General features: G+C 60.9%; 10 protein-coding genes. 4 read left to right on the top strand and 6 right to left on the bottom strand.

All coding sequences use genetic code 11. The features are described 5' to 3' along the window. A partial coding sequence (carB, locus tag ACK4TM_RS15875; RefSeq protein WP_409703027.1) for a carbamoyl-phosphate synthase large subunit occupies window positions 1-2141 on the bottom strand: 2141 nt, incomplete at its 3' end. A 211-nt stretch (window positions 2142-2352) separates the two neighbouring features. Between carB and aspS the strand changes: the two genes are divergently transcribed. After that, window positions 2353-4131: an aspartate--tRNA ligase gene (gene aspS / locus ACK4TM_RS15870; protein ID WP_409703025.1), complete on the top strand. Its 1779-nt coding sequence runs from the start codon at window positions 2353-2355 to the stop codon at window positions 4129-4131. Here the strand turns inward: aspS and ACK4TM_RS15865 are convergent. Then, window positions 4128-4844, bottom strand: coding sequence for a response regulator (locus tag ACK4TM_RS15865; RefSeq protein WP_409703023.1), 717 nt, complete (start codon window positions 4842-4844; stop codon window positions 4128-4130). The two genes, aspS and ACK4TM_RS15865, sit on opposite strands and share 4 nt — an antisense overlap. 129 nt (window positions 4845-4973) lie before the next feature. On the opposite strand from ACK4TM_RS15865, the gene mce reads away from it, so the two are divergent. Both mce and ACK4TM_RS15855 read left to right on the top strand, forming a co-directional pair. Next, window positions 4974-5378: a methylmalonyl-CoA epimerase gene (gene mce, locus ACK4TM_RS15860; RefSeq protein WP_409703021.1), complete on the top strand. Its 405-nt coding sequence runs from the start codon at window positions 4974-4976 to the stop codon at window positions 5376-5378. A gap of 39 nt (window positions 5379-5417) precedes the next feature. Further along, the gene (locus ACK4TM_RS15855; protein ID WP_409703019.1) at window positions 5418-5705 is read left to right on the top strand and encodes a DUF1467 family protein; all 288 of its coding nucleotides are present in this window, start codon (window positions 5418-5420) and stop codon (window positions 5703-5705) included. Here the strand turns inward: ACK4TM_RS15855 and ACK4TM_RS15850 are convergent. After that, a complete protein-coding gene (locus ACK4TM_RS15850; protein ID WP_409703029.1) occupies window positions 5692-6381 on the bottom strand; it encodes an EI24 domain-containing protein in 690 nt (229 codons plus the stop codon). The genes ACK4TM_RS15855 and ACK4TM_RS15850 overlap by 14 nt on opposite strands. Further along, window positions 6378-6956 carry a nitroreductase gene (locus ACK4TM_RS15845; protein WP_409703017.1) on the bottom strand — a complete coding sequence of 193 codons (579 nt, stop codon included), beginning with the start codon at window positions 6954-6956 and terminating at the stop codon, window positions 6378-6380. Before ACK4TM_RS15845 ends, ACK4TM_RS15850 begins: the two co-directional genes overlap by 4 nt. Before the next feature lie 213 nt (window positions 6957-7169). Between ACK4TM_RS15845 and ACK4TM_RS15840 the strand changes: the two genes are divergently transcribed. Next, window positions 7170-7427, top strand: a complete 258-nt coding sequence (locus tag ACK4TM_RS15840) for a hypothetical protein (RefSeq protein ID WP_409703015.1) — start codon at window positions 7170-7172, stop codon at window positions 7425-7427. A 28-nt stretch (window positions 7428-7455) separates the two neighbouring features. Here the strand turns inward: ACK4TM_RS15840 and ACK4TM_RS15835 are convergent, their stop codons facing one another. Continuing rightward, entirely contained in the window at window positions 7456-8586 is a 1131-nt protein-coding gene (locus tag ACK4TM_RS15835; protein WP_409703013.1) for a class II histone deacetylase, read from the bottom strand. 52 nt (window positions 8587-8638) lie between these two features. Beyond that, the gene (locus tag ACK4TM_RS15830) at window positions 8639-8872 is read right to left on the bottom strand and encodes a hypothetical protein (RefSeq protein ID WP_409703011.1); all 234 of its coding nucleotides are present in this window, start codon (window positions 8870-8872) and stop codon (window positions 8639-8641) included. Window positions 8873-8985: the final 113 nt, after the last annotated feature.

Here is an 8985-nt window from a genome sequence, read left to right as displayed (position 1 = left end):
GCGATGCCGTTGACGGGCTGTTTCAGGCCCAGTTTCTGCACAAGCTGCTGGAAACGTTCGCGGTCTTCTGCCAAGTCAATCGCGTCAGGCGTCGTGCCGAGGATCGGGATGCCCGCATCATACAGCGCATTGGCGAGCTTCAGCGGCGTCTGGCCGCCGAATTGCACGATCACACCGTGCAGCACACCGTTTTCCTGTTCGACCCGCAGGATCTCCATCACATGCTCGAACGTCAGCGGCTCGAAATACAGCCGGTCCGATGTGTCATAATCCGTGCTGACCGTTTCGGGGTTGCAGTTGATCATGATGGTTTCATAGCCCTGATCAGTCAGGGCATAGCAGGCGTGGCAGCAGCAGTAATCGAACTCGATCCCTTGGCCGATCCGGTTCGGACCGCCGCCCAGAATGACCACCTTCTTGCGATCCGACGGACGCGCCTCGCATTCCACATCGCCCATCACCGGGTTTTCGTAGGTCGAATACATATAGGGCGTCTGCGCCTCGAATTCGGCGCCGCAGGTGTCGATGCGCTTGAACACCGCCGTGACGCCAAGGTTGTGGCGGGCGCGGCGCACGTTGTCTTCGGTCCGGCCAGTCAGGGTGGCAAGGCGGGCATCGGTGAAGCCCATCATCTTGATCTTGCGCAGGCCGTCTTCGGTCACCGGCAGGCCGGATTTGCGAATCTCGGCCTCGGCGTCGATGATTTCGCGGATGCGGGCCAGGAACCACGGGTCGAACTTCGTCACCGCATGGATGTCATCATCCGACATGCCATGGCGCATGGCTTGCGCGATCACGCGGATACGGTCGGGGGTCTGTTTGGCCAGAGCCTTGGTGATCGCGGCAGCGTCGGGTGCGCCGGTGATCGCGATTTCATCGAACCCGGTCAGGCCGGTTTCCAGCGACGCCAGCGCCTTTTGCATCGATTCGTGGAAGGTGCGGCCAATCGCCATCGCCTCGCCCACGGATTTCATCGCGGTGGTCAGGTGCGGTTCGGACCCTGCGAATTTCTCGAATGCGAAACGCGGGATTTTGGTGACGACATAATCAATCGTCGGCTCGAACGACGCAGGTGTCACGCCGGTGATGTCGTTGTCCAACTCATCCAGCGTATAGCCCACGGCGAGTTTCGCCGCGATCTTGGCAATCGGGAAACCCGTGGCCTTGGACGCCAGCGCCGATGATCGCGATACCCGCGGATTCATCTCGATCACCACCATGCGGCCATCGGCGGGGTTGATCGCCCATTGCACGTTCGACCCGCCGGTTTCGACGCCGATTTCGCGCAGCACGGCAATGCTGCCGTTGCGCATGATCTGGTATTCCTTGTCGGTCAGGGTCAGGGCAGGGGCGACGGTGATACTGTCGCCGGTATGCACGCCCATCGGATCGACGTTTTCGATGGCACAGACGATGATCGCGTTGTCGGCCTTGTCGCGCACGACCTCCATCTCGAACTCTTTCCAGCCGAGCAGGGATTCATCGACCAGAATCTGACCCACAGGAGATGCTTCCATGCCGGTGCGGCAATAATATTCATATTGTTCACGGTTGTAGGCCACGCCGCCGCCCGTGCCGCCAAGGGTAAAGGCGGGGCGGATGATCGCGGGCAGACCGACATATTCGATGGCGTCGATGGCCAGTTGCAGACCGGCCTTGATATCGCGTTTGCCATTATCGCCCTTGGGCGCGGTGATGATCGTGGCCTTGGGGTTTTCGATTCCGAGCCTGTCCATCGCCTCGCGGAACAGCTTGCGGTCTTCGGCCATCTCGATGGCTTCGCGCTTGGCGCCGATCATCTCGACCCCGAATTTTTCGAGCACGCCCATATCGGCCAGCGCCAGCGAAGTGTTCAGCCCGGTCTGCCCGCCCATCGTCGGCAACAGCGCGTCGGGGCGTTCCTTTTCGATGATCTTGGCGACAATCTCAGGTGTGATCGGTTCGATATAGGTGGCGTCGGCCAGCCCCGGATCGGTCATGATCGTGGCCGGGTTGGAGTTGACGAGGATGACGCGATAGCCTTCTTCGCGCAGGGCCTTGCAGGCCTGTGCGCCGGAATAATCAAACTCGCAGGCCTGCCCGATGATGATAGGCCCCGCGCCGATGATCATGATGGATTTGATGTCGGTCCGCTTTGGCATCGCCCTGCCCCCTGATGTGCAAATTGTCGTGGGTTATAGGGATGGCGCGCGCAGGTGCAAGGCTTAGCGTGGCGGAACGGCTGCAAAGTCAAAATCAGGGGATTTTGACGCCGCCGACGGGTGTATTCTGGACAAAGCGAAGCAATGGTTGACATGGGCCGGGCAAAGGGGTGTATCGGGCCTGCCCGTATTTTCGCCAAAGGACCATTCCATGCACGCCTATCGCAGCCATACCTGTGCCGATCTGACCGCCGCCGATGTCGGCAAAACCGTGCGTTTGTCCGGTTGGGTCAATCGGGTGCGCGATCACGGCGGTATCCTGTTCATCGATCTGCGCGATCATTACGGGATCACGCAGGTGTTATGTGACCCTGATTCCGCGGCCTTTGCCGATATCGAAAAGCTGCGGTCGGAATATTGCATCCGCATCGATGGTGAGGTGAAGGCGCGCGATGCTGCGCTGGTGAACCCCAAACTGCCCACCGGAGAGATCGAGGTCTTCATCCGCGAGGTCGAGGTGCTGGGCGCGGCCAAGGAATTGCCGCTGATGGTCTTCGGCGATCAGGAATATCCTGAGGAAACGCGCCTGAAATACCGCTATCTCGACCTGCGCCGCGACGCGATGCAGAGCAACATGAAACTGCGCTCGGATGTTGTGGCATCGATGCGGCGGCGGATGTGGGACAAGGGATTCCGCGAATACCAGACGCCGATCATCACCGCATCCAGCCCCGAAGGCGCGCGCGATTTTCTGGTGCCGTCGCGCCTGCATCCGGGTAAATTCTATGCGCTGCCGCAGGCGCCGCAGCAGTTCAAGCAGCTGATCATGGTAAGCGGTTACGATAAGTATTTCCAGATCGCGCCTTGTTTCCGCGATGAAGACCCGCGCGCGGACCGCTCGCCCACCGATTTCTACCAGCTTGATCTGGAAATGTCCTTTGTCACCCAACAGGATGTGTTCGACACGATCCAGCCGGTGATCGGCGGGATTTTCGAGGAATTCGGCGCGGGGCGCAAAGTGGACCAGACATGGGAGCAGATTTCCTACAAGGATGCTGCCCTGTGGTACGGCACCGACAAGCCCGACCTGCGCAACCCGATCAGGATGCAGGTTGTGTCCGACCATTTCCGCGACTCTGGCTTTGCGATTTTTGCCAAGCTGTTGGAACAGGACGGCACCGAAATCCGTGCCATTCCTGCACCAACCGGGGGGTCACGCAAGTTTTGTGACCGCATGAACGCTTTTGCCCAGAAAGAAGGTCTGCCCGGTATGGGGTATATCTTCTGGCGCGATCAGGGCGAGGGGCTGGAAGCCGCCGGCCCCCTGGCCAAGAACATCGGGCCGGAACGGACCGAGGCGATCCGCCAGCAACTGGGCCTTGGCCTTGGCGATGCCGCGTTCTTCCTTGGCGGCAAGCCCAAGGCGTTCGAGGCGGTGGCCGGGCGTGCCCGCACCGTCATCGGCGATGAACTGGGGCTGACGGATCAGGACCGGTTCGCATTCGCGTGGATCGTGGATTTCCCGATCTATGAAAAGGATGCGGAAACCGGCAAGATCGATTTTGAACACAACCCGTTCTCCATGCCGCAAGGCGGGATGGAGGCGTTGCAGGGCGATCCGCTGGATGTGCGCGGCTATCAGTATGATCTGGCCTGCAACGGCTATGAACTGGTGTCGGGCGCGATCCGGAACCACAAGCCCGAGATCATGTTCAAGGCGTTCGAGATAGCCGGTTATGGCGAGGATGAAGTCCGCAAGCGGTTCGGCGGCATGGTCAACGCCTTCCAATATGGCGCACCGCCCCACGGTGGTTGTGCCGCTGGCATCGACCGGATCGTCATGTTGCTGGCCAATGCGTCCAACATTCGCGAAGTCATCATGTTCCCGATGAACCAGCGCGCCGAAGACCTGATGATGGGCGCACCGTCAGAGCCGATGAACGAACAATTGCGCGAATTGCGCCTGCGCGTCCTGCCGCCGGAAAGCTAACCCGACCCAGCCGCAGCAATGCGCTGTTGCACCAGCCGCGACAGCGCGTTGAGTTTGGGTTGCAGGCCGTGGCGCTGCCGACAGGATTGCGCCACGGCCCTGACGGCGTCGCCCATATCGTGGTCATGCGCGCTGCGCGCCACGCCGCCCAGAAACTGGGTGACATAGGGCAGGGCCGTGTCACCATCGTTCTGTTCCAGCAAATGCACGACATGGACCAGATCATCGTGATAGGCGATCCGGTCGGGCGCCACCTGTTCATCTGTGATCTGCCTTGGCCCGCGTGGCTGTCTGCTGGCAGGCAGATGTTGCAGGATCGCGGCCTGAAAGGTCGCCAGATTGCCAAAAGGCTTTTCGATGAACCCATGCGCGCCCGCCGCCATGACGGCATCCCCTGCGCCCGCATCGCCGCTGATACCCAGCACGACGGGAACAGGCGGGGTGGCAGCAGCCAGACAGCGGATCAGGTCAAGCCCCGACCCGTCCGGCAGGCCCAGATCGATCAGGGCGACAGAGGGGCGATAGACCGCCAGATGCCGCGCGGCGGTTTGCAGGCTGTCCGCCCGCCTGATCCGCGCGCCTGACCGCAGGCAGAGCAGGCGCACAGCCTCGCTTGCGAAACGGCTGTCTTCGACCAATAGCACGGTCAGACCCAGTAAAGGACGCGTGGCGGTGGGGGCCTGCGTCACGAGAATATCGTCTGTAATGTCCATGGCGATTCGTCCTTTTGTGGGTTGCCCCGCAGTTTGAGCAGCCCAAAGTGAACAGAACCTTAAGAACAACGCACGTTGCGGGCCTGTCAGGGCTGCGACATAAAGGTCCTGGAACAGGAAGGGATCGCCATGATCGGACGTTTGAACCATGTCGCCATCGCCGTGCCGGACCTTGCGGCGGCCAGCGATCAATACCGCCAGATGCTGGGTGCCGATGTCGGCCCGCCGCAGGATGAACCGGATCATGGGGTCACGGTGGTCTTCATCACCTTGCCGAATACCAAAATTGAATTGCTGTACCCTTTGGGCGAAAACTCTCCCATTCAGGGGTTTCTCGACAAGAACCCGTCGGGCGGCATTCACCACATCTGCTACGAGGTGGATGATATCCTGATCGCCCGCGACCATCTGCTGGCGCAGGGCGCGCGGGTGCTGGGCGGCGGCGACCCCAAGATCGGCGCGCATGGCAAACCTGTGCTGTTCCTGCACCCCAAGGATTTCAACGGATGCCTGATCGAGCTTGAACAGGTCTGAAATCGGCGTATCTGACAGACAGTCTCGAAAGGAAAGAATTTGGGTATTACATCAGGTATCGTTCTGTTCATGGTGATCTGGTCAATGGTGTTTTTCATCGTCCTGCCGCTGCGCATGGTCAGCCAGGGCGACGCGGGCGAGGTTGTGCCCGGGACGCATTCTTCCGCCCCGGCGGATGCGCAGGTGGGGCGCAAGGCACGGATCACCACATTGTGGGCGGTGCCGATCTGGTGCGTCATCGCAGGTGTGATCCTGTCCGGGGCCATCAGTGTGCGCGACATCGATATGTTCAACCGCATGGGTCCGCCGGCGATTAGCGGCGATTGAGCCTGTGGAACAGATGGGTAAAGGTCGCAGCCCCCAACACCGGGATCACAAGGTTCACAAAGGGAAATGACAGCGGCACGGCCATCAGACAGCCAGCCAGCCAGATCGTGGCCTGATGTTTCTTGCGCATCTCTTTTGCGGCCTGCCGCCCGATCCGGCGCATGGCGGCAAGCTGGAAATACTCCCGCCCCAGCAGGAACCCGTTCAGCGCATAAAAGATGAACAGGGCCGCAAAGGGCAGCATCGCATAGATGATCAGCGCCAGCAGATTGGCCCCGATCAACACACCCAGAAAGTTCACGGTATCGCGCAGCCCTTCGCCAAAGCTGACGCCAGGCATGGTGGGCAGGTCGGGGTAATGTTTATCCTCGACCGCTTCGGCGACCTCGTCCAGAAACAGCGACGTGATGGCGGACGCGACAGGCACCATCAGAAACACCGATAGCAGGATCATCACCCCCAGTGATCCCCAGCTCAGCAGGTCACCGATCCATGTCACAGGGCCGACGCCGGGCAGGGTGACAGGTTCCGCCGTCAGAACCTCGATCAACCACAGGACGCCGGCGTAGATCGCCACCAGCAGCGCGATGGTCAGGCCGATGCCGCGCCACAGAACGCTGCGGAACCGGCTGTCGGACATCTGCCCCAGCGCCAGCAGAAAGGACGACAGGATCACGTGTTCACCCAAGTGGTGATCGCCGCCAGATCGGGGCGCGGGCGGTCGGGTGGCGCGCTGGTTTCTGTCCCCAGATGGATGAAACCCGCAATGCTTTCATGATCGGCCAGACCCAGCCCGTCGCGAATGAAATCCCTGTCATGACTGGCCCAACCCGACAACCAATTCGCGCCCCAGCCTGCGGCAAGCGCCGCATTCAGCAATGCCAGACAGACGGCACCGGCGGAATAGACTTGTTCGATCTCCGGCACCTTGTCGGATGGCTTGGGGCTGCTGACCACCGCCACGGCCAGGTCCGCGGAGGCGTATTGATCCTGCGCCTTGGTGATCTTGTCCGCGTCAAGCTGCAAGGCCGCCCCGCGCTGCGCGACCAGCCCCGCCAGACGAACAAGCGCGGGCTTGGTCAGAACGATAAAGCGCCAAGGTTCCAGCTTGCCATGGTCCGGGCTGCGCGCAGCGGCGGTCAACAAGGTTTCCAGCACGGCGCGATCCGGCACGGGGGCGGTCAGGGTCTTGGCCGGGCGTGACCGGCGCGACAATAAAAAGGCAAAGGCTTCGGGATTTGGGCTGGGCATGGGGGCTCCGGTATCTGTTGATCTACAGATATGGCGTCGCGGCGGACGGAGCAACCGCTAGTGCGCGCGCAGTTTCTGCCAGCGGGAAAACGAAAGACAGGGATAAACTTTTCTTGATGCTTTCGTGATCACCCGTTTTGGAACGGTTCGCAATTCTGGCCGTTAGTCGGTCAGCTGTGCATGACGCACACCAAAACAAGACGGAGAAAACCTATGAAAAAGATTTTTGCAACAACCGCCTTCGCCCTGACCTTTGCTGCTGGTGCAGTTTCTGCGCAGACCCTGACGGGTGCTGACGAGGTGACGTGTTCCGAATTCCTCGCGATGGAGCAAATCGAACAGGAAACCATGCTGAGCGAGATCATCGCATTGTCCGATGGTGGATCGCTCGCTGAAACCACGCTGGCCGACGTCGAAATCGTCTGCACCGGCAATGACGATCTTCCAGTGGTAGAAGCTCTGGACACCTGATCCGGATTTTACCGATAAACTGATCTGATCAGGATGGACGCGCCCGCGCAGGGCGCGTCTTTTCTTGTTGGGCAATCAGATCCGACAGAACCTCGTCCAGATAGGCATCGAACCGGGCATCGGGCTGGCGCAACGGGAACACCTGATCAAACGGGTCGGCGGCGTAAACAGTGCTGCCTGACATTTCCTGCAACACGGCATGGCCGCAGAACGGCACATAGGTTTCCGAATAGCCGCCTTCATGGACCATCACCAACCGCCCGCCACAGATATCACGGCTCAGGTCCATGACCTGCCGCGTCATCATCGCAAAGGTATCCGCAGTGGCAAGCATCCGACCCAAAGGATCAATGGCCGCCGCATCATAGCCACAGGCGATGATCAGCACATCAGGCGCGAAATCGCGGATCGCAGGCAGGACCAAACGCTCCATCGCGGCCAGATAGCCCTTATGCCCGGTGCCGGGGGGCAGGGGGACGTTCCGGTTGTACCCAAGTCCGGCACCTGTGCCACGATCCGCTACACCGCCCGTATCCATTGGATAATTCCGGTCCTGATGGATCGACAGCGTCAGCACATCGGCGCGGTCGTAAAATACCGCCTCTGTCCCGTTGCCGTGATGCACGTCCCAGTCCAGCACGGCGAAACGTCGCGCCAACCCTGCTGCGCGCGCTGCCTCCACCGCGATACCGATATTATTCAGCAGGCAAAACCCGTTGGGGTAATCCGGCAGACAATGATGGCCGGGGGGACGCGACAGGGCATAGGCAGTGTCCAGATCGCCCTGCAACACCGCGAAAAGCGCGGCCTTGGCCAGCCCCGCCGACAGCGCCGCGATCTCATAGCCGCCGGGGCCAAAAGGCGTGCGGCGTCCCAGCTCGCCGCCACCGGCATCCGACAGCGCCTTGAACCGGTCCAGATAATGCGCGGGATGGACCCGCAGCAGATCCTCGCGGCTGGCCATCTCTGCGCCACGCATCGCCAGATCACGCGCCAGTCCGGTCACTTCGATCAGGTTCTTCAGCCGCCGCTTGGTCTCAGGGCTTTCCGGCAGACCGCCATCAAGCGGCTGCACCAGCCCGCCGACCGGCAACATACCAGCGTAATTGCCGCCTGCATGCCAGAAACACCGCTCATCCCAGAAAAACCCTGTCGCCATATCACGCCCTTTTATCCTGAAATTCCTCTGCCGCAGACCCGTCGGTCAGGCTTCATGCCTTGCGCAGCCGGTAAATCCCTTCGGGCAGATCAAGGGCTGCCTGCAGATCGCGCAATTGCGTCATGGACATGGTGATCCGCACATCGCTGTCGCTGCGCGGGTCATATTGGGTCAGGGTCACGCAATCATCAAAGGCATTGATGATCACATCCTCGCGCAGCGGCGCGCCCCCTTCATCGACAAGGGTGACAACGGTCGCGTCATAATCGTGTTCTATGCTAAACATGACTCCAGCCTAGCGGGACTGCGCCGGGCAAGCAATCGTGACTGGCAGCTGCGGGGCGACATGCTATTCCTTTTGGCAGTCCCCCGCTACCGGAGTTCCCCATGCGTCGTCTC

It is taken from the genome of Yoonia sp. (genome assembly GCF_046292185.1).
Lineage (GTDB): Bacteria > Pseudomonadota > Alphaproteobacteria > Rhodobacterales > Rhodobacteraceae > Yoonia.
Note: the sequence above shows the minus strand (reverse complement) of the source record. Positions and strands in the feature narration are given on the sequence as shown.

Excerpts from the sequence above, each read along its gene's own strand:
- aspS (WP_409703025.1), top strand. The coding sequence starts at position 2,353 with ATGCACGCCTATCGCAGCCATACCTGTGCCGATCTGACCGCCGCCGAT.
- ACK4TM_RS15865 (WP_409703023.1), bottom strand. The coding sequence starts at position 4,844 with ATGGACATTACAGACGATATTCTCGTGACGCAGGCCCCCACCGCCACG.
- mce (WP_409703021.1), top strand. The coding sequence starts at position 4,974 with ATGATCGGACGTTTGAACCATGTCGCCATCGCCGTGCCGGACCTTGCG.
- ACK4TM_RS15845 (WP_409703017.1), bottom strand. The coding sequence starts at position 6,956 with ATGCCCAGCCCAAATCCCGAAGCCTTTGCCTTTTTATTGTCGCGCCGG.
- ACK4TM_RS15840 (WP_409703015.1), top strand. The coding sequence starts at position 7,170 with ATGAAAAAGATTTTTGCAACAACCGCCTTCGCCCTGACCTTTGCTGCT.
- ACK4TM_RS15835 (WP_409703013.1), bottom strand. The coding sequence starts at position 8,586 with ATGGCGACAGGGTTTTTCTGGGATGAGCGGTGTTTCTGGCATGCAGGC.
- ACK4TM_RS15830 (WP_409703011.1), bottom strand. The coding sequence starts at position 8,872 with ATGTTTAGCATAGAACACGATTATGACGCGACCGTTGTCACCCTTGTC.